This is a genomic window from Protofrankia sp. Cj5, assembly GCF_917627405.1.
GTDB lineage: Bacteria > Actinomycetota > Actinomycetes > Frankiales > Frankiaceae > Protofrankia.
Map to the genome: position 1 here is coordinate 1 of NZ_CAKJTO010000008.1, position 20,310 is coordinate 20,310.

A 20,310-nucleotide genomic window follows, 5' to 3' on the forward strand; every position below is an offset into this window, starting at 1 on the left:
CCGCCAACCGCCGGGAGATGGTGACCATGGCGTCGCCGCGGTCACGGGCCGCCGCGGTACTGCCGGTGTTCAACAGCGCGGTGAGCTCCCGATCGACAAGCTCAAGGAACCCCCGGCTGTCGGCAGGCACCATCGGCCCGACCTCGCCCAGCAGCGCGGCGACTGACGACTCCCCCGCGAGCATGCCGGTGAAGGTCAGTGTCTGGGCAACGACATCGTCGAAGCGCTCCTGGACGGCGAGGTGGCGGGCCACCTCGACCAGATCCGCGAAGTCGGCGCGCCCCGCCTCAAGCCGAGCCAGCCGCATCCGCTCGGCTCTGCCGTGTCGCTCCGTCCGCGTCTCGGGCTCGACGTCGGCCAGCCAGTGGGCGATCCAAGGGTGGACGAGCACATCGCCGTCGAGGCGCAGCAGCAGCGTCCGGTCCGCGAGCCGCCGGACGGCCGCGGCGACGGCCCGGTGTCGTGCCCTGTCGGGCTCGGCACCCTTCCAGGCGAACGCGAGATCGTCGACCGACATCGGGGCGCTGGACACCGCCGCCTGCAGGAGAAGTGCACGCTCGTCCGCCGTCACGGTCGCGAGCAGCAGCTCCAGGACAATATCCCGGCTGCCGAGCAACAGGGCGTCGTCCACCGCCTCGTCGAAGGTGCGATCCTCATGCAGGTCGATGCCGAGCGTGTCGGCCAGATCGCCGATCTTCTCGGTGACCTCCCGCAGATTGGCCGCACCGTTGCGCAACAACGCGTCGACGAACTCCAGCAGCCGTGGATGACCGCCGATCGTCCGGGTCAACGTGCGCCGGTCGTCGTCACCCAACGCCCGCAGGCTCGGTAGCCGCAGCAGCAGGCGACCTAGCTCGGAGCCGCTGAGGGGTCCGACATCCACCCGATGAAACGGCACGGTACGGTTCGGCAGGGGATATCGACACGTCACGAGCAGACGGCCGGCGCCACTCGGACTGCCAGGGCCACCGGCACGGGCCAGCTCGGCGAACACCTCGGCGAAGCCCGGGTCGGCGAAGCGTCGACCGTCCTCGGTCAGGTTCTGCTCGAAGTCGTCGAACAGCAGCAGCAGGCGGTGCTCGCCCAGTAATTCCCGAATCCGCGCGATCTTGTCCGTCTCCTCGTGACGGGAGTCGGTGAGGGCGCTCCGTGCCTCGACCAACTCCGGGACCGGGATGCCGCGGAGCGCCTGCGCGGTCGCGGCGATCAGCGACGGCGGGTTCCACCGGCCGACGTGCACCGCCACCGCCCAGCCGTCAGCCCGCAGCCGGGCCATTACCCGCCCGGCCACCGCGGTCTTGCCGATCCCGCCGGGCCCGGTCAGCACCACGCCGGCAACCGCGCCCCAGCGCTCCACCGCGGCCGGGCCACCCCGCAACACCGCGAGCGCGGTGCGGACCTCCCGGCGCCGCCCGACCAGGTCACCCATGGCAAGCTCGCGGACGCTGCCACCGGCCGGCGCGGCGAACGGGCGGGCCAGCGGCTGCCAGTCAGCAGCGGCGTCGAGCAGCGGCGGGTCGCCGGCCGCGGCAATCAGCGTCGCGGTGGCGTACTCGGGAGCCGCGAGCCGGCCGGTGGCCCGCGCGGCCGCCTGGCGATCGGCGTCCACCCGCCGGCGGGCCTCGGCGAGCGCCGCAGCCACCGACTCGGCGCGGCCGGTGGCCAGCTCCGCGTAGAAGACCCTGGCCAGGTCGGTTGCATAACGGTCGGTGACGGTCGTCTGCATGGCCACGACCCGGTCGGCCCCGCCGCGGACGAGGCTCTCCGCGAGCCCCTCAGTTCGGGCCGCACCCGAACAGGACGCCAGCACGATCAACGGCAGCGGGCGGGATGCGCCCTTGAGCGCGTCCACCAGCTCCTGCGCACCGATGGTGACCGGGTTGCCGTCCTCGTCCTCCAGCTCGACCGAGGACGGCGAGCCGTGCGCGGACAGGTGCAGCACGTGGTAGCTGTCGTCGACGCGGTAACCGGCATCGCCCGCGGCGCTCCGGCCGCCCAGCGCGTCGGCGATCTCCGTCAGGCCGGCGACCTCGAGGATCGTGACCTGCGCGGCCCCGGTACCCGCCACCGGCTGGACAGCGTCGATGATCGCCTGCATCTCCGCCTCGACGTCGAGCGGAGCGTTCCGCGTCCGGGTCTCGTCCGGGGCCGCCACCGCGACGAGGATCTTCAACGGGCCCGGTAACGGCGGGGTCGCGACCCGGCTCGGCATCCCTTGCCGGCTCAGCCCGGCGACCCGGCGGGCCAGGCGCACACCGGGCATGGTGACAAGGGGCCTGCCGCCTCCGCCGGCCAGCCGCAGCAGCTCGTAGGGCAGCGCGAGCGCCGGGCCGTCGGCCTCCACCACGATGTCGACGACCGTGCCGAACGGTGCGGCGTCGATCAGCTCGGTCAGGTGCCGCGCGGTACCGGCGTCGAACAGCGCGTCGCGCAACCGGTGGCCTGCGTCGGACAGGTACGCGTCCGCGCCCGCCGGATCCGCGGGCTGTGCCGTCCACACCGTGTCAAGCCCGAGCGGCAACGCCGTGCCGCGCTCCCCCAGCACGGTGTCGGCAAGGACCGTCCGCGTGGTCAGCCAGCCGTCGGCGAGCCGCACCTCAGCGACGATCTCATGGACGAGCGGAGCCGGCCGCCGCGGGGCACCGGCGGCCAGCGGCGTCCCGCCCGGCACCCGGGCATCCGGCACGACAACCGGGCGCGTGGCCCTTACCCAGGGCTCTCCGAGGGGCGGCTCAACCTCGTACGGCTGACCGGTCAGGACGCCCAGCAGCGCGTCCATACCGCCCTCGGAGATCTCCGTGACCGGGTAGTGGGTCGTCGAGTACGGGCCGAGGAAGGCCGGGATGTCCTCGACCGAACGGCCGGGCAGCAGCACCGGCAGGAACTTCGCCATCCCGGCCGGCCGGTCGCGGTACAGCTCCTCGCGGATCAGCGCTGCCTCGAACTGCACCCCGCGGCCCTCATCCGCGGCGGCCTCACCCTCGCTGCGGCGGCGGTACTGCGGCGAGACGATAATCAATACGTGGTCGGCCGCACGGACCTCGGCCAGCATCCACAACGGCCAGTCCTGCCGGCGTTCGGCCGCGGGCTTGTCGAGCTTCGCGTCGATCCCCCGCGACCGCAGGAAGATCCACAGATCCCGGACGGTGTCGTCGTCCTCGGGCGATCCGTGGGCGTAGGAGACAAACACCCGTGGTGGACGGTCCGTCGCGGGAGCGTCATCTCCGCTGTCACGATCGTTGCTGCCGCCGGCCGCGCCGCTGCTTGTCCCGTCTCCCACATCATCCCCCGCCGTCGCCGGACACGAGGATCATAAGCGCACTACGTGGTCGCCCCATTCACCGTGGTAGCCTCCCCGGTCTTCGCTGCCTTCCCGGCCGCGGTTTCCGGGCGTACCCGGGGCGGGGCGTCGCGCCCGGCACCTTCGCCCTGGCGGCGCAGACCGTAGGTGACCGCATCCGCCAACGCCTCCCAGGAGGCAGCGATGATGTTCTCGTCAACACCGATCGTGTCCCACCGGTCGCGGCCGTCGCTGGTCTCCACCAGCACTCGGGTCACCGCGCCAGTGCCGGACCTGCCGTCGAGGATGCGCACCTTGTAGTCGACGAGGTCGAGGTCGGCCAGGCCCGGGTAGCCCTTCTCCAGCGCCTCCCGCAACGCCCGGTCAAGGGCGTTGACCGGGCCGTTGCCCTCGGCCGTGGACACGTGCCGCATGCCGCGGGAGAGCAGCTTGACGGTCGCCTCACTCACGAGCTCACCATCGGGCCGCCGCTCGACGATCACGCGCCACGACTCGAGGGTGAAATAACGCCGCTCGCCTTCGACCTCGTCGCGCAGCAGCAGCTCGAAGGACGCCTCCGCCGCCTCGTAGGCGTAACCGGCGGCCTCTCGCTCCTTCACCAGGTCCACGACCCGCCCGAGGGCCTCGCGCTGGCCGGAGAGGTCCAGCCCCAGTTCCCGGCCCTTGAGCTCGATCGTGGCACGGCCGGCGAGCTCCGAGACCAGCATCCGCATGTCGTTGCCGACCGCGGCCGGATCGACGTGCTGGTACATGTCCGGATCGATCTTGACCGCGCTCGCGTGCAGCCCGGCCTTGTGCGCGAACGCGCTCGCGCCGACGTACGCGCGGTGGGTGTCGGGAGCCAGATTGGTGATCTCATCGATGGCATGTGACACCCGCACCAGCTCGCGCAGCTTGCCGGCGGGCAGCACCGGGCGCCCGAGCTTCGTCTCCAATCCGGCGATCACGCTGAACAGGTCGGCGTTGCCGCACCGCTCGCCGTAACCGTTGGCGGTCCCCTGGACGTGGGTGGCTCCAGCCTCGACCGCGACCAGGGTGTTCGCGACCGCGCAGGCGGTGTCGTCATGGCAGTGGATACCCAGCCGCGCGCCGGTGGCGCCGCGGACGGCGCTGACAACGTCCCCGATCCGGGTCGGCAGCATCCCGCCGTTGGTGTCGCAGAGGACGACGACCTCGGCGCCAGCCTCGGCGGCGACCCCGACCATTGCCAGGGCGTAGTCGCTGTCGGCACGGTAACCATCGAAGAAATGCTCGGCGTCCACGAACACCCGCTTGCCCTCGGCACGCAGATGGGTCACGGTGTCCCGGATCATCGCCAGATTCTCGGCGAGGGTGGTGCGCAGAGCCCGCTCGACGTGCCGGCGGTCGGCCTTCGCGACCAGACAGACGACATCCGTGCCGGCGTCCCGCAGGGCCGCGACCTGAGGGTCGTCAGCGGCGGCCAGCCCGGCACGCCGGGTCGCGCCGAACGCGGTGAGCCTGGCGTGGGTCAGGCGCAGCTCGGTACGGGCGCGGCGGAAAAACTCGGCGTCCTTGGGATTCGATCCGGGCCAGCCGCCCTCGATGAAACCCACGCCTATCTCGTCGAGATGGCGGGCCACCGCAAGCTTGTCGCCGACCGACAGCGAAAGCCCCTCCTGCTGGGTCCCGTCACGCAGCGTCGTGTCATAAACATGGAAGGAGCCTGGGTCCTCTGGAAGCACAACGCGCCTCTCACCTGCGTGATCTCCGGGGATGTCACGCGCCCGGCGGCAGGGGTGAGCAGCCGGTACGCGCGACGTGGGCAGGTTCACCGCCGGCTGACCACTTTACGGCGGTGCCCCCCGGAGCCGGGAAGCGCCCGCTCAGCCGCGCCCGGCCAGGCATCGAGCCAACACTGAGCCAATGCTTGGACGATGCAAAATCAACACCGACACATCAGTCGCCAGCGAAGCGGCGCAGGCGTTCGACCTCGAGGATAGTGATCGTCTGCCCTTCGGCCAGAATCCACTTCCGCTTCTCGAACTCCCGCATGGCCTGGTTGACCGACTGACGGGAACCGCCCAGCAGGGAGGCGATCTCGGTCTGGGTCAGACCAAGCTCGATCAATGGGCGCCCGGACTCCCGCATCCGCAGCAGGAGCAGCTTGGCAACCCGGCGGGGCAGGTCGAGGAAGACCAAGTCCGCGTTTGCCCCGGTCAGGCGACGGACATGGGCGACCAGCGCCCGGATGAGCTGCTCCGCGACGGCTGGCCGCTCCCGCACCAGCTCCCACACGGCCGCGCGGTCCAGCACCAGGGCCTCGCTGGGCTCCAGCGCCTCGACGCTGGCCGACCGCGGACCAGCCTCGACGATGTTGAGCTCGCCGAGGGTCTCACCTGGGCCCGCGATGTTGAGAACGTGGTCACGGCCGTCGTCGGCCGTCGTCAGCACCTTCAACCGCCCAGCGGCCACTACCAGCAACGTGTCAGATGGATCACCTTCAGTAAAGACAACTTGGCCGCGGCGATACCGGCGCACGACCGAGCGTGCGGCCAGCCGCGCCAGCGCCGGCTCGTCCAGTTCCTTCAGCAATGTGGTCGCCTGGAGCAGCGCGACCGCTTCTTCCTCCTGCACACCGTGACCGTAGCGCCAATGTCGGGAATCGTGTGCGTCCAGCGCCCGACTTGGGCAGTGATATCCACCGGTGGAGCAAAAAAACCAGCGGAAGCAGCAGTCGATCAAACAACCGAGAGCCACCGGTTAAACAACGGAACGCTGACTGCTCCAGGAGCGCACAACATCCCGCATGGACAGCACCCCGGCCACCCCGCCACGCTCGCAAACGATCAAATGTCGGAACCCGCCGCGAAGCATTGCCGCGGCGGCCTCATCCAGGGACCACTCTGGATCAGCGAACACGACATCACGGGTAATATGATCACCGGCCAGTTCGAGATCCGGGTTCTGGCCCGCCGCCACCGACATCAGCACATCACGTTCGGTAAGAATTCCGTATCCCTGACCGTCGACATCGTGCACAATCGCCGCGCCGACCTTCCGATCGGCCATGAGCCGCGCCGCCTGACGCAGGGTGTGCTCTGGTCCGATCATCAGGACCAGAGCGCTCATTCCGTCGCAAACCCGCATCACGGTCTCCCTGGAGCTTGTGAACTTGTGAAACGAGAACGTGACAGGAGACATTAGGCGCAGCGGAACCAGTTGACCAGGCCCTCCGGCGTTCGGCATGGCGAACGATGGGTAGTGGGGAACGGCGGAGCCGGATGCCGCGACCGTGATGAGCCTTCGCTGGCGCGATCACGCCAGCGAAGAAGCACCCAGCCAGGCTGTCGCCGCTATGGCCCCGGCGCGTCAGGCCTCAAGGCCTCAGGCCTCCCGGACGGGCTCGTTCCAGATCTTGTAACGGTCGAGCTCCCCGCGTGTCGCCTGGTGGAACAGGTCCAGCAGCTCACGGGTGATCGGCCCAGGACGGCCCGATCCGACCGGGCGGTCGTCGATCTCCACGATCGGCACCATCTCGGCCGCGGTCCCGGTGAAGAAGGCCTCGTCCGCCAGGTACAGATCGGTGCGGACGATGTGCTGCTCGCGGACCTGATAGCCCTGATCGGAGGCGATCTGCATGATCGACGCGCGGGTGATGCCGCCGAGCGGACCATCGCTGAGCGGCGGCGTGATGACCGTACCGTCCGACACGATGAAGACGTTCTCGCCCGAACCATCGGCGATATGGCCGTTGGGACTGGTCAGAATGGCCTCGTCATAGCCGGCTTTGAGCGCCGCGACCTTGGCGAGCGAGGAGTTGAGGTACTGCCCGGACGCCTTGGCCGCCGGCGGGATGATGTTGTTGTCATTACGGCGCCACGTCGAGACAGTCGCCCGGACGCCCTTCTCCCCGGCGTCGTCCCCCAGATAGGCGCCCCACGGCCAGACAGCGATCATCACCTCGATCGAGGACGGCAGCGGGTTGAGGCCCATCTCGCCGTACCCGAGGTAGATCAGGGGCCGGATATAGCAGGCGTCGATCTCGTTGATCGCGACCGTTTTCTTGATCGCGTCAATCAGCTCCGCCTGGCTGAGCTCCGGTTCCATCATGTAGATCTTGGCGCTACGATAAAGCCTCGCGACATGGTCGGTCAGCCGGAACACGGCGCTGCCCCGCGCGGTGGAGTAGGCCCGGATGCCCTCGAAGACGCCCCACCCGTAGTGGAGGGTCGGGTTGAGGACGTGGATGCGAGCGTCGTCCCAGTCGACGAACTCCCCGCTCATCCAGATCTTTGACGTTGGTGTGATGGACACGAGTGACTCCAGGCGTGAGCGACGGAAACATAACGCACGGACGAGTGACGATCTTGCCGATCTTCGCCGTGGTCAGGCCCTGTCGGCTGCCGTCGTACCGGATCTACGGCCCCTCTGAGGATAGCGCCCCGAAACAGGCTCCGGCAGCCGGGCATTCAGGCTCTTCCGCCCGGCAGCCGGTTCCGGGCTACCGGTGCCCCCTTACCCGGCGACGCGCGCCGCCAGGTCCTCGCCGATCGCCCGGGTGGACAGCGGCTCCGCGTGACCGGCGCCCAGCTGGGAACGGTCGGTCAGCGCCGCGGCGACAGCGGTCTCGACACGGACCGCGTCGTCGGGACGCCCCAGGTGCTCGAGCAGCATCGCGACGGACAGCACCGTGGCCGTCGGGTCCGCGATCCCCTTCCCGGCGATGTCGGGCGCGCTGCCGTGCACCGGTTCGAACATGCTCGGGTGTGTCCCGGACGGGTCGAGGTTGCCGCTGGCGGCCCGTCCTATCCCGCCGGTGATCGCGGCACCGATGTCGGTGAGGATGTCACCGAACATGTTGTCGGTCACGACGACGTCGAAACGTCCCGGATCAGTGACAAAGAACATCGACGCGGCATCCACGTGCTGGTAGTCGACCCGCACATCGGCGAACTCGGGCGCGACATCGGCGACCGTGCGCAGCCACAGGTCGCCGGCCCTCGTCAGGACGTTGGTCTTGTGGACGAGCGTCAGCAGCCGCCGAGGACGGGCCTGCGCCCGGCGGAACGCGTCCCGCACGACGCGCTCGACCCCGTGCCGGGTGTTGACGCTCTCCTCGGTGGCCACCTCCAACGGCGTGCCCCGGCGCAGAGTGCCGCCGGCACCCACGTACGGGCCTTCGGTCCCCTCCCGCACCACCACCATGTCGATGTGCGGCTCACCCGCCAGCGGCGTGGCGACACCGGGGTACAGCCGCACCGGGCGCAGATTCACGTAGTGGTCGAGCTCGAACCGCAGCCGCAGCAGCAGCCCGCGCTCCAGCACCCCGCTGGGGACAGCGGGATCACCGACGGCCCCGAGCAGGATGGCGTCGTGCGCACGCAGCTCGGCGAGCACCGAATCGGGCAGGGTCTCGCCGGTGGCCTGCCAGCGGCGCGCGCCCAGGTCGTAGTCGGTCGTCTCCACCTTGGGCTCGACGACACGCAGTACGCGCAGCCCTTCCGCGACAACCTCTGGTCCGATGCCGTCCCCGCCGATAACCGCAAGCCTCATGGGCGCGACTGTAAACCGGCAGCGTCACCCCTGCCCCCACGGGTCGGGCCCGACCAGCCCCCGCAACTCCCCCTAGCGCATTCCCAAACCCCTGAGCAGGGAAAAGGCTCACGACACGCAGGATGACACGTCGAAGACGACCATGCCCCTCACGTAAAGTCCATCGATCATATGTCACAACCAGTCATGAATCAGTACGTGGAGTAAGCGACGATGGAATGAAAATGATAGGAACCTCATACCGGCGGACGCGGACGGCATGCGGCGGCAGGCAACGGCACATAACAGCACGTAACAGCACGCGGTGGCAGGCAACAGCACGTAACAGCCCGCGGTGGCACGCGGCGTGGACACACACGCGACGGCGTAAAGGGGTGAACGGCGCATGATTCTTGAAAAAATCCCGGCCACGAGCCCCCCCGGCCACGAGAAGGCGACCGACGGCACGGGTGGATGGTCCGTGGCGCTGCACCGGGCGCTGGCCGATCCCGGTCAGCCGCGGGTCGTCTTCCAGCCGATCGTCGACCTCCGCCGCGGTGTGATTGCCGGTTATGAAGCGCTTGCGCGCTTCGGGGCGAGCGCGGCGCCATCGCCCGACCTGTGGTTCGCCGCCGCTGATCGCGCCGGGGTCGCCGCGCGGTTCGAAGCCAGGGTCCTGCGGGAGGCGCTCGCGGCGCGCGACCGGCTCCCGCCCAACTGTTTTCTCACCGTCAACGTCATGCCGCACCTGCTGACCGCTCCGGAGGTCGCCGCGGTCTGGCTCGACGCCGACCTGAACGGGTTGGTCATGGAGCTCAACGAGGCGGTCAGCACCGCCGAGCGTGCCCCTGAGATCGTCGTCACCACCCAGGCGCTGCGCGACCGCGGCGGCGTCATCGCGCTGGACGACGTCGGCTCCGGCTACGCGGGACTTCGCCAGCTCGCGCTGATCCGCCCCGAGCTGGTCAAACTCGACCGGGACCTCGTCGCCCGCGCAAACGTCGACCAGGTCAGACGAACCTTGGCCGAACTGGTCAACGTCTTCGCCAACCGGCTCGGCGCATGGGTGATCGCGGAGGGGGTCGAGCGCGACGAGGAACTGGCCATGCTCGTGGCCCTGGGCATCCCGTTCGGGCAAGGCTGGCACCTGGGCCGCCCAGCGGCCAGCTGGCAGCGCCTGGACCCGACGATCTCTCGGCGCATCCGGCTGCTCGCCCAGCGGACAGCGCGCGGCGACGGCATGAGCAGCCTGCTCGAACAGCTACGGGCCCCCGGTGGGGACGCCCGCCCCCGCCGCGACGCCCCAGCGGCAGCCACCCGCCGGCCCGGCATGGTGCCCCGGCCCCGGAGCGGTGCCATCGGCGCCGGCCACGGCACCGCCAGCGGCGATATCACCCGCGGTGGTCTGGCCGGCATGTGCGCCCGGCCCGATGAACATGTCGTCGAGGTGGCGCGCCGCGCGATGAGCCGTACGCCGTCCCAGCGCTTCGATCCGGTTGTGGTGGTCACCGAGATGGGGCACCCCGTCGGCCTGGTCCGGGTCGAGCGCATGCTGCTCCGCCTCGCGGAGATGGCCGGCCCGCCGTCCGCGCGGGCGGCGGGCCGGGTTCCCGGGCAGCCGGGCTCCCGCTGCCCGGTCAGCTACCCTGCCCCGGCTGCCCCGGCTGCCCCGGCTGCCCCGGCCAAGCCAGCCAGCCTCCCCCTCGAGATCTCCGTCAGCCTCCCCGTGGAGGTCCGGTGACATCGCGTCCAGCGGCCCGTCGTCACGGCTGGTCGACGATGCCCTTGTCCCGCGCGGCCCGGTTGACCGCGCTCACCACCGCCCGCAGCGAGGCTGTGACGATGTTCGGGTCGATGCCGACGCCCCAGCACACCCGGCCCCCCACAGCCACCTCCAGATAGGCGGCAGCACGGGCGTCGGCGCCGGAGCCGAGAGCGTGCTCGTGATAGTCGAGCACCCGGACATCGATGTCCCGTTCGGCGAGAGCGGTCACGAACGCGTCGATCGGACCGTTACCAGTACCGCTGATGACCTCGTCGCCGCCGTGGATGCGCACCGAGACATTGACCTCGTCGCGTTCGCCATGTGCCGCCGTGGTGCGGGAACCCAGCAGCTCCAGCGGGGCGTCCGCGTCGTCACCGGCGAGGAAGTACTCACGCGAGAAGATCTCCCACAGCTGCGTACCCGTCACCTCGCCGCCGGCACCGTCGGTGTGGCGCTGCACGACGCGGGAGAACTCGATCTGCAGCCGACGCGGCAGGTCCAGCGAGTGCTCCGACTTCAGCAGGTAGGCGACGCCGCCCTTACCCGACTGGCTGTTCACGCGGATGACAGCCTCATATGACCGGCCTACGTCCATCGGGTCGATGGGCAGGTAGGGCACTTCCCAGCGCCGCTGCCCGGTCCGCTCCATCGCCTCGAAACCCTTTTTGATGGCGTCCTGATGCGAACCGGAGAACGCGGTGTAGACAAGATCGCCACCATAGGGGTGGCGGGGATGCACCGGAAGCTGGTTGCAGTACTCGACGCCGCGGCGGATCTCGTCGATGTCGCTGAAGTTGATTTCGGGGTCGACGCCCTGGGAGAACAGGTTCAGCCCGAGGGTCACCAGACAGACATTGCCGGTGCGTTCGCCGTTCCCGAACAGGCACCCCTCGATCCGGTCGGCCCCGGCCATGACCCCGAGCTCGGCGGCCGCGACCGCGCAGCCACGGTCATTGTGCGGATGCAGGGACAGCACGACGCTGTCCCGCCGAGTCAGGTTGCGTGACATCCACTCGATCTGGTCCGCGTAGACGTTGGGTGTGGCCATTTCGACGGTCGCGGGCAGGTTCAGCACCACCGGCCGGTCCGGCGTCGGCTGCCAGACGTCCATGACCGCCTCACACACCTCGAGGGCGTATTCCAGCTCCGTTCCGGTGAACGACTCCGGGCTGTACTGCCACCGGACATCGCTTCCGCTCAGGAGCTTGTCCGCATAACGGGCGCACCACTGCGCGCCCTGGACCGCGATGTCGCTGACGCCCTCGCGATCGAGCCCGAACACGACTCGGCGTTGCAGCGTCGACGTCGAGTTGTACAGATGCACCAGGACCCGAGGCGCCCCGATCAGTGAGGTGATCGTGCGTTCGATCAACTCCTCCCGGGCCTGGGTCAGTACCTGCACGGTGACGTCAGCGGGAATATGACCGCCCTCGATGAGCTGACGGATGAAATCGAAGTCCGTCTGGCTCGCGGCGGGGAAGCCGACCTCGATCTCCTTGTAACCCATCCGGACAAGCAGATCGAACATCCGCATCTTGCGTGCGGGCGTCATCGGGTCGATCAGTGCCTGGTTGCCGTCACGCAGGTCCACACTGCACCACCGGGGTGCCCGCGTGATCGTGCGGCCCGGCCAGGTCCGGTCCGGCAGGTCCACCGGAGTAAACGGCCGGTACTTGTCGATAGGCATGCCCGAGGGCTGCTGCGAGGTAGTCACTGCTCTGCTGCTCCAAGCTTCCAGCGGAAAAGCCTGCGGCGGCCGGCGCGCACCGAACTCCGCGGCGAGGAAGCCGACCTGTCTCAGGCCCCGCCGCGGCAGCTAAGAGGCTCCGGCAATAGGGGACGCGGCATCGCGGGGCCAGGGCACGCACCTCGCGTCATCGCTCCCCGTCCATCGCCGCGCGAGGCACGGGTACCCCGGCTCGTCAGTCGCCACCCAACATCTCCGGTGACTCTCTCCGCCGCCTCACGATGCACGCACCTCAGCCCCGCTCTTTGATCCACTCCCCTATTGCCGGGCGCTCTAAGAAGCAGGAGCGCGCGCATTGCCGGCTGAGCCTACTCCCTCGACACTGATATCCGAAGTGGAACCATAGGACGGCGGGTGCGTCACAGGCCGGTCCGGGAACGCTTCAGGTGGCCACACCCACGGCCCGCACCGGCCCCACCCGCGGCCGCAGATCGCCCGTGCGGACCGTACAGACGAGACCATGGGCGCCGGCCAGCCATTCCGGCTCCTCCGGATACATGGACGCGGTCCGCACGTCCGGAACCGTTTCGGTGCTGCCGGCAAAGCTCCGCGCGACGTCCGGGCAGTTCATCCGGGTCGCGCTCGCCAGCTCGTGCGGACCCGGCCAGACGGGCCAGGCTGGGAACGGGCCGGCAAGGTCGAGCACCCGGGTAACCTGATCAACATGCGGCTGCTCGCATGGCACCCGGATCGGCAGGACCGTACGAGCCGGATCGGGGGTCCATGTCAGGCAGTCACCCTCCCGCAGGCCCGCCAACAGGGCCGCGTCAACCGCGAACCGCTGATCACCACCGGGCGGCGGGCTCGCCACATTCACGGCCGGGCTCGCCGGAGCCACGCCGGGCGAGCCGCTGCCGGCGCGGTCATACACCCGGGCCGGGATACCCGCGGACGGCGCCGGCGCCGAGACCGCGGCCATGCGCGGGACACCGTGGCGGAGCAGGAACAGCCCAAGGCCAGCTACCCCGGCCAACACCGTCACCAGCGCCACGAACCGGGTGGCCCGGCGGCCACGCGGGGAAGCCGGCGCCCACGCCCAGCGCTGGAAGGCGCTCGGGACACCGCGGTGGGCGGGCTGCACCCGGCAGTGAGCTGATCGCACCTCACCATGCGTCACGGCGCGTTCGTCGGCAGAAGGCTCGACGAAGCGCGCCCCGCGCACAAAGCTGTCGTCGAGGCACAGCCCCTCGAAGGGGTCCTGACAACCGTCCCGAGCCATGGCATTCACGGTAAACCCGGGACGCCGGTTCCCACACCACGGCAAGCGAACCGGGGAGCAGGTCACGGCCGCGGATTCCGACACGCGATCGGACGTATACCCGATAGCTTTCGGACGAGTGCGACAGAACAATAAGAGCGCCCGGCAATAGGGGTGTGGATCAAGGAGCGGGGCTGGGGTGCGTGCATCGCGAGGCGGCGGAGGGAGCCACCCTGGCGTTGGGTGGCGACTGACGACAACGCGGCGAGGTGCGTGCCCCAGCCCCGCGACGCCGCGTCCCCTATTGCCGGGCGCTCTAACCAGCCGTCTCCTACTCGTCGCTGAGGCTGACCGCACGTGCCGCGGACGCTCCGATGATCTTCGCGATCTCGGTCAGGATGTCCTGGGGCACCGCGTCGTCGAGCGAGAGCGACATCAGCGCCTCACCGCCGGCCTTGCGCCTGCTGACCTGCGCACTCGCAATGTTGATCTGGGCTTCGCCCAGCAGCGCGCCAACCGCTCCGACGACACCCGGCCGGTCGGCGTAACGAAAGAACGCCAGGTGCGCCTGGGGGCGGAGATCCACCTCGAAGTCGTCGATCGCGGTGACCTTCTCGACCTGACGGGGACCGGTGAGCGTGCCACTGACCGACACGGTCGTACCGTCCGCCAGCACCCCGCGCACCGTGACGAGATTGCGGTAGTCGGGGCTTTCCTCCGACGTCTCAAGCTGGACGTCGACCCCCCGCTCCGCGGCGAGCAGCGGCGCGTTGACGTAGGTGACCTGCTTCTCGATGATGTCGGTGAACACTCCCTTGAGAGCGGCGAGCTGCAACACGGACACGTCATGGGCGGCAATCTCGCCGCGGACCTCAACGGTGATCCCGGCGGCGAGCCCTCCGGCGATCCCCGTGAACAGCTGGCCGAGCTTCTCCGCGAGCGGGAGCCCAGGCCGCACCTCCTCGGCCACGACTCCACCCGCCTGCACGTTCACCGCGTCCGGCACGAACTCACCGCGCAGCGCCAGGCGTACCGACCGGGCGACGGCAAGACCCGCCTTGTCCTGCGCCTCCTGGGTGGAGGCCCCCAGATGCGGGGTGACCACGACATTGTCGAGCTCGAACAATGGCGAGGAGGTGGTCGGCTCGGTGGCGAACACGTCGATACCGGCACCGCCGACCCGGCCGTCCCGGATGGCGTCAGCCAGCGCCGACTCGTTGATGAGCCCGCCCCGGGCGTCGTTAACGATGATCACACCCGGCTTGACGCGCTCAAGCTCGTCCTTGCCGATGAGGCCGAGTGTCTCCGGGGTCTTCGGCAGGTGGATCGTGATGACGTCGCTGATGGCCAGCAGCTCGTCGAGCTCGACCAGGCGGACACCCATCTGGGCGGCGCGGGCCACCGAGACGTACGGGTCGTAGGCGACCATCCGCATACCGAACGCCGACAGCCGCTGCGCGACCAGCACGCCGATACGCCCGAGCCCGACGACACCCGCGGTCTTGTCCGCGAGCTCGACCCCGACGTACTTCGACCGTTTCCACTCACCGGCGCGCAGCGCCGCGTTGGCCGCGGGAATCCGGCGGGCCACCGCCACCAGCAGCGCGACAGCATGCTCGGCGGCGCTGAGGATGTTCGACAGCGGAGCGTTGACAACCATGACACCGCGGGTCGTCGCGGCTGCGACGTCGACGTTGTCCAGCCCGATCCCGGCGCGGGCCACGACCTTGAGCGACCCGGCCGCCGCAAGCACCTCCGCGTCCACCCGGGTCGCGCTGCGCACGATCAGAGCGTCGATGTCCGCGACCGCGCCCAGCAGCGCGGCCCGGTCGGCCCCGTCGACGTGACGGACCTCGAACTCGCCGGACAGCAGCTCCAGCCCGGCTGGTGAGAGTTCCTCGGCAACCAGGACGACGGGCACGGTAGGGCTCCTTGGGAAGACGGCCTTGTGGAAAAAGACACGAGAGGACGGCACGGACAGATCCTCGCGGGCCCGCGTGCCGGTGGACGCGGATACCAGCGAGCGCGGCCAAGCGTACCGAGTGGACAGGCCCCACGGGTGCGGCCCGCCCACTCGAAAGCGGTCGTCAGCCAGCCGGCTTGGAGATCCAGGACATCAGTGGCCGCAGCTGGGCCCCGACCCGCTCGATCGGGTGGTTCTTCCCCTCCTCCACGAGCTTGGTGAAATTCGGGCGGCCGGCGTCGTCCTCGGCGATCCACTCGCGAGCGAACGACCCATCCCGGATCTCGGTGAGAATGCGGCGCATTTCTTCCCTTACCGCTGGTGTCACCACCCGTGGGCCGCGGGTGACGTCACCGTACTCGGCGGTATCGGAAATCGAGTAGCGCATCTGGCTGATACCGCCCTCATACATGAGGTCGACAATCAGCTTGAGCTCGTGCAGGCATTCGAAGTAGGCCACCTCAGGCTGGTACCCGGCCTCGACCAGCGTTTCAAAACCAGCCTGCACCAGCGCGCTCGCGCCCCCGCACAGGACCGCCTGCTCGCCGAAGAGGTCCGTCTCGGTCTCCTCGGTGAAAGTCGTGCGGAGCGCGCCCGCGCGGGTACCGCCGATCGCCTTGGCGTACGCGAGCGCCAGCGGCAGCGCGCCGCCCGAGGCGTCGGCCTCCACCGCGACGAGCACGGGAACGCCCTTCCCCTCGGTGAAGGTCCGCCGGACGAGGTGGCCGGGGCCCTTCGGGGCGACCATGAACACGTCCACCCCGGCCGGCACTTCGATCAGACCGTAGCGGATGTTGAAACCATGCCCGAACGCGAGGGCCTTGCCCGGCGCGAGGTTCGGCGCGATGGACTCCGCATAGATCTTGCGGTGGGCCGTGTCCGGCGCGAGCAGCATGATCACATCTGCTTCGGCGGACGCCTCGGCCGGCGTGAGCACCCGCAACCCCTGGTCGGTGGCCTTCGCCCGGCTGCGGCTGTGCTCAGGCAGGCCGACCCGGACGTCAACACCGCTGTCCCGCAGGTTGAGTGCGTGCGCGTGGCCCTGGCTGCCGTAACCGATGATGGCGACCCTGCGGTTGCTGATGTTGTCAAGCGACGCGTCGGCGTCATAGTAGATCTCGGCCATTATGATCGAATCTCTCCTTGGGGGGATTGAACACGGCACCGACGGACGCCGGGCCGCAGGGACGTCGAAACGAGGGTCAGGCCGTCCGCTCGACAGCCCGCAGACTACGATCGGTGATCGATCGAGAACCGCGCCCAAGCGCGACCATGCCGGACTGGACCAGTTCCCTGATACCGAACGGCTCCAGCATCCGGATGAGGGCGTCGAGCTTGTCGCGAGTCCCGGTGGCCTCCACGGTGACCGCGTCGGGTACGACGTCGACCACCTTCGCGCGAAAGAGCGCGACGATTTCCAGGACCTGCGAACGAACCGACAGGTCAGCCCGCACTTTGAGCAGAATCAGCTCCCGCCGGACCGACGCGGCCGGGTCCATCTCGACGATCTTTATGACGTTGACCAGTTTGTTGAGCTGTTTCGTCACCTGTTCCAGCGGTAGCTCATCGACCGCCACGACAATCGTCATGCGGGAGATGTCATCGTGCTCGGTCGGTCCGACCGCGAGCGACTCGATGTTGAAACCACGCCGGGAGAACAGTCCCGCGACACGCGCGAGGACACCGGGTTTGTTCTCGACCAACACCGACAACGTGTGTGTGGTCACCGTGTCAGACCTCTTCGTAGTCGAAGTCGGGGGCGATGTCGCGGGCGACCCTGATCTCGTCGTTGCTCGCGCCAGCGGCGACCATCGGCCACACCATCGCGTCGGGGTGGACGATGAAATCCACCACAACCGGTGCGTCGTCAATCGCCATGGCCTTCTCGATGGTGGCGTCGACCTCGTCCGGCGACTCACAGCGCAGGCCCACACAGCCGAGCGCCTCGGCGAGCCGGACGAAGTCCGGCACCCGGCGTGGATGATTCCTGGCGCCGCCCGCGTGGGTACCGAGCTCGGTGTTGGAGTAACGCTGGTCGTAGAAGAGGGTCTGCCACTGCCGGACCATGCCCAGCGAACCGTTGTTGATGATGGCAACCTTGATCGGGATGCCTTCCAGGGCACAGGTCGCCAGCTCCTGGTTGGTCATCTGGAAACAGCCGTCGCCGTCGATCGCCCACACGGTCGCGTCGGGCCGGCCGGCCTTGGCGCCCATCGCGGCGGGCACGGCATAGCCCATGGTGCCCAGGCCACCGGAGTTCAGCCAGGTGTAGGGATGTTCGTAGGAGATGAACTGCGCCGCCCACATCTGGTGCTGGCCGACCCCGGCGACATACAGCGCGTCCGGCCCGGCGATCGCGCCGATCCGTTCGATGGCGTGCTGCGGCGCGATCGAGCCGTCCGCCGGCCGGTCGTAGCCCAACGGGTAGGTCCGGCGCCAGCCGTCGAGCTGTCGCCACCAGCCACCGAGGTCCGCCCGCGGCTCCTCCCGCAGCGCGGCAGTGAGATCAATGATCACTTCCCGGCAGTCCCCGACGATCGGCACGTCCGCGGCCCGGTTCTTCCCGATCTCAGCCGGATCGATGTCGGCGTGGATGACCGCGGCCTTCGGCGCGAAGGAGGCAAGCCTCCCGGTCACCCGGTCGTCGAACCGGGCGCCCAGGGCGATCAGCAGATCGGACTTCTGTAGCGCCGTCACCGCGGCGACCGACCCGTGCATGCCGGGCATACCGAGATGCTGGGGGTGAGAGTCGGGGAAGGCGCCACGCGCCATCAGCGTCGTCACCACCGGGATGCCGGTGAGCTCGGCGAATGCGCGCAGCTCGGCGGCGGCGCGTGCCTTGAGCACGCCGCCACCGACGTACAGGACCGGGCGACGGGCGGAGCTGATGAGCTTCGCCGCCTCCCGGATCTGCTTGGCGTGCGGTCGGGTAACCGGCCGGTAGCCAGGCAGACACAGCGTGGGAGGCCAGATGTCGCCCGGCAGTACCGCCGTCGTCGACTGCAGGATGTCCTTGGGCAGGTCGACCAGGACCGGCCCGGGACGTCCCGTCGAAGCCAGGTGGAACGCCTCGGCGATCGTGCGCGGGATGTCGTCCGCGGAGTGCACCAGGAAGTTGTGCTTCGTGATCGGCAGCGTGATGCCACAGATGTCGGCTTCCTGGAAGGCGTCCGTCCCGATCGCCGCGCTCGGCACCTGGCCGGTGATCGCCACCATGGGCACCGAGTCCATGTAGGCGTCCGCGATCGGCGTGACCAGGTTCGTCGCGCCCGGCCCGGAGGTCGCGACGCACACGCCCACCCGGCCGGTCGCCTGCGCGTAACCCTCGGCGGCGTGCCCCGCCCCCTGCTCGTGGCGAACCAGGATGTGGCGGAGACGCTCAGCGTCGTACAACGGGTCATACAACGGCAGGATCGCGCCGCCGGGAATGCCGAAGACCACGTCGGCTCCGGCCTCCTCCAGCGAAAGCACGAGCGACTGCGCTCCGGTGATCTCTCTGCTCATCTGATCGTCTTCCTTGACGTTCCACGGGAGTGACGGGTGGGTCGTGCCGGACATAAAAAAACCCCCCGTGCCAGAAGGCACTGAGGGGCGGCGCACGCAGTCTGTACTCGACCAAGGTCTCTGATCGGCTACGCACGCTCTTCACGTACGAGGATTCCGGAAAGCATGCGACCACCTTCCCCGACATTCGCGCCCCCGTCAAGGTCCTCCGCGCAACCACAACGAAACACCACGTCCCGGACAACCACCGGCGACGGTCAGGGGGCGGCGATGCTCAGGGGGTGCCCAGGCCCGCCAGGAAACGGGCCGCCACCGGGGCCGCCGACTGCGCGCCGAAGCCCCCGTCCTCAACGATGACCGCAAACGCGACAGTGCCGCGGTAGCCGACAAACCAGCCGTGGGTCGGCGGCGGGTTGCCGTCCTTGTACTCGGCCGTGCCGGTCTTGCCATGCACCTCACCAGGAAAGGCAACCGCGTTCGCCGTGCCCTCGGTGACCACCGCGCGCATGAAATCCTGCAACGGCGCGACCACCGCCGGGGGCAACGCATTGCTCCTGGGCGCACTGCCGGCTATGAAAGGCTGGCGCCAGGTCCCGCTGGCCACGGCCGCCGCCACGCTCGCCATCTGCAGTGGGCTCGCGGACACCTTGCCCTGCCCGATCGCGGCGGACGCCGACTCGACCGCGTCCTTGGGCGGCGGGAACGAGCCACCGACACTCGCGATCGGCAGCGGCTGGGTGCCGTCGAAGCCATACAGCTTCGCGGCCTGTTCCAGCGCGGAGTCCGGCAGCGACTGCTCGAGACGGATGAACGCGGTGTTGCAGCTACGGGCGAACGCCGCCCGCAGCGGAATCGGGCCGAACTGTTCGGCCTCGGCGTTCTGGAACGTACGCCCACCGACTGCCACCGTCTGCGTGCAGTCCAACGAGGTGTTCGCGTCCTTACCGGCCATCAGCGCCGCGGTCGCGGTGACAATCTTGAAGGTGGAGCCCGGCGGGTACCTGCCGATCACGGCCCGGCCGTAGCCGTTGAGCGGATGGTTCACCAGGGCCAGGACCCCGCCGGTCCGGGTGTCGATAGCGACCAGTGCCCCGTTGGGCTTGATGGCTGTTGCCACCGCGGCCTCACCGGCGCGCTGCACCTTCAGGTCGAGCGTGGTCCGGACATCCTTGCCATCCGCCATCGGATACGCCCGCAGGGTGCTGACCGTCTCGTTCCGATCGTTGCGGACGACCACCGTGCCGCCGTGGGGGGCGAGGTCGGGGTCATACACCCGTTGCAGCCCCGACAGCGGGGAGACCTGACCGATCAGGTTGCCGGCAAGCTCCGCGTCAGCCCC

14 protein-coding genes are annotated in these 20,310 nt (G+C 69.3%); 1 reads left to right on the forward strand and 13 read right to left on the reverse strand.

Annotated elements, in window-relative coordinates; all coding sequences use genetic code 11:
- The 6 genes from MJ777_RS03540 to MJ777_RS03565 form a co-directional block, all read right to left on the reverse strand.
- Positions 1–3,280 (reverse strand): CHAT domain-containing protein (locus MJ777_RS03540; protein ID WP_239373114.1); only part of this gene is annotated, 3,280 nt, incomplete at its 3' end.
- Between the two features lie 41 nt (positions 3,281–3,321).
- A complete protein-coding gene (gene cimA / locus MJ777_RS03545) occupies positions 3,322–5,004 on the reverse strand; it encodes a citramalate synthase (protein WP_239347783.1) in 1,683 nt (560 codons plus the stop codon).
- A gap of 214 nt (positions 5,005–5,218) precedes the next feature.
- Positions 5,219–5,896: a Crp/Fnr family transcriptional regulator gene (locus MJ777_RS03550; protein WP_239310714.1), complete on the reverse strand. Its 678-nt coding sequence runs from the start codon at positions 5,894–5,896 to the stop codon at positions 5,219–5,221.
- A gap of 126 nt (positions 5,897–6,022) precedes the next feature.
- Positions 6,023–6,409 (reverse strand): cyclic nucleotide-binding/CBS domain-containing protein, encoded by a 387-nt coding sequence (locus tag MJ777_RS03555; RefSeq protein WP_239310725.1) that lies wholly within the window; start codon positions 6,407–6,409, stop codon positions 6,023–6,025.
- Positions 6,410–6,646: 237 nt separating this feature from the next.
- The gene (gene ilvE / locus MJ777_RS03560; RefSeq protein WP_239310715.1) at positions 6,647–7,576 is read right to left on the reverse strand and encodes a branched-chain-amino-acid transaminase; all 930 of its coding nucleotides are present in this window, start codon (positions 7,574–7,576) and stop codon (positions 6,647–6,649) included.
- 201 nt (positions 7,577–7,777) lie between these two features.
- Positions 7,778–8,815 carry a 3-isopropylmalate dehydrogenase gene (locus tag MJ777_RS03565; RefSeq protein WP_239310716.1) on the reverse strand — a complete coding sequence of 346 codons (1,038 nt, stop codon included), beginning with the start codon at positions 8,813–8,815 and terminating at the stop codon, positions 7,778–7,780.
- 385 nt (positions 8,816–9,200) lie between these two features.
- Here MJ777_RS03565 and MJ777_RS03570 point away from each other — a divergent pair, with 385 nt between their 5' ends.
- Positions 9,201–10,535 (forward strand): EAL domain-containing protein, encoded by a 1,335-nt coding sequence (locus MJ777_RS03570; RefSeq protein ID WP_239373116.1) that lies wholly within the window; start codon positions 9,201–9,203, stop codon positions 10,533–10,535.
- A 22-nt stretch (positions 10,536–10,557) separates the two neighbouring features.
- Here MJ777_RS03570 and leuA read toward each other — a convergent pair whose 3' ends face one another.
- From leuA to MJ777_RS03605, 7 genes are all read right to left on the reverse strand, one after another.
- On the reverse strand, positions 10,558–12,246 hold the full coding sequence (leuA, locus tag MJ777_RS03575; RefSeq protein ID WP_239310718.1) for a 2-isopropylmalate synthase: 1,689 nt from the start codon (positions 12,244–12,246) through the stop codon (positions 10,558–10,560).
- Between the two features lie 442 nt (positions 12,247–12,688).
- On the reverse strand, positions 12,689–13,525 hold the full coding sequence (locus tag MJ777_RS03580) for a septum formation family protein (RefSeq protein WP_239310719.1): 837 nt from the start codon (positions 13,523–13,525) through the stop codon (positions 12,689–12,691).
- 310 nt (positions 13,526–13,835) lie between these two features.
- Positions 13,836–15,425 carry a phosphoglycerate dehydrogenase gene (gene serA / locus MJ777_RS03585; RefSeq protein WP_239310720.1) on the reverse strand — a complete coding sequence of 530 codons (1,590 nt, stop codon included), beginning with the start codon at positions 15,423–15,425 and terminating at the stop codon, positions 13,836–13,838.
- 166 nt (positions 15,426–15,591) lie between these two features.
- Positions 15,592–16,593, reverse strand: coding sequence for a ketol-acid reductoisomerase (gene ilvC, locus MJ777_RS03590; protein WP_239310721.1), 1,002 nt, complete (start codon positions 16,591–16,593; stop codon positions 15,592–15,594).
- A 76-nt stretch (positions 16,594–16,669) separates the two neighbouring features.
- Complete coding sequence (gene ilvN / locus MJ777_RS03595) at positions 16,670–17,194, reverse strand: acetolactate synthase small subunit (RefSeq protein WP_239310722.1); 525 nt, start codon at positions 17,192–17,194, stop codon at positions 16,670–16,672.
- Positions 17,195–17,198: 4 nt separating this feature from the next.
- Positions 17,199–19,025, reverse strand: a complete 1,827-nt coding sequence (locus MJ777_RS03600; protein ID WP_255720533.1) for an acetolactate synthase large subunit — start codon at positions 19,023–19,025, stop codon at positions 17,199–17,201.
- 220 nt (positions 19,026–19,245) lie between these two features.
- Positions 19,246–20,310: penicillin-binding transpeptidase domain-containing protein (locus MJ777_RS03605; protein ID WP_255723983.1), on the reverse strand; the 1,065-nt coding region annotated here is incomplete at its 5' end.

What these genes read in the sequence shown, in the direction of transcription:
- MJ777_RS03570 (WP_239373116.1), top strand. Translation starts at nt 9,201, where the DNA reads ATGATTCTTGAAAAAATCCCGGCCACGAGCCCCCCCGGCCACGAGAAG.
- MJ777_RS03580 (WP_239310719.1), bottom strand. Translation starts at nt 13,525, where the DNA reads ATGGCTCGGGACGGTTGTCAGGACCCCTTCGAGGGGCTGTGCCTCGAC.
- MJ777_RS03600 (WP_255720533.1), bottom strand. Translation starts at nt 19,025, where the DNA reads ATGTCCGGCACGACCCACCCGTCACTCCCGTGGAACGTCAAGGAAGAC.
- leuA (WP_239310718.1), bottom strand. Translation starts at nt 12,246, where the DNA reads ATGCCTATCGACAAGTACCGGCCGTTTACTCCGGTGGACCTGCCGGAC.
- MJ777_RS03555 (WP_239310725.1), bottom strand. Translation starts at nt 6,409, where the DNA reads ATGCGGGTTTGCGACGGAATGAGCGCTCTGGTCCTGATGATCGGACCA.
- MJ777_RS03565 (WP_239310716.1), bottom strand. Translation starts at nt 8,815, where the DNA reads ATGAGGCTTGCGGTTATCGGCGGGGACGGCATCGGACCAGAGGTTGTC.
- ilvC (WP_239310721.1), bottom strand. Translation starts at nt 16,593, where the DNA reads ATGGCCGAGATCTACTATGACGCCGACGCGTCGCTTGACAACATCAGC.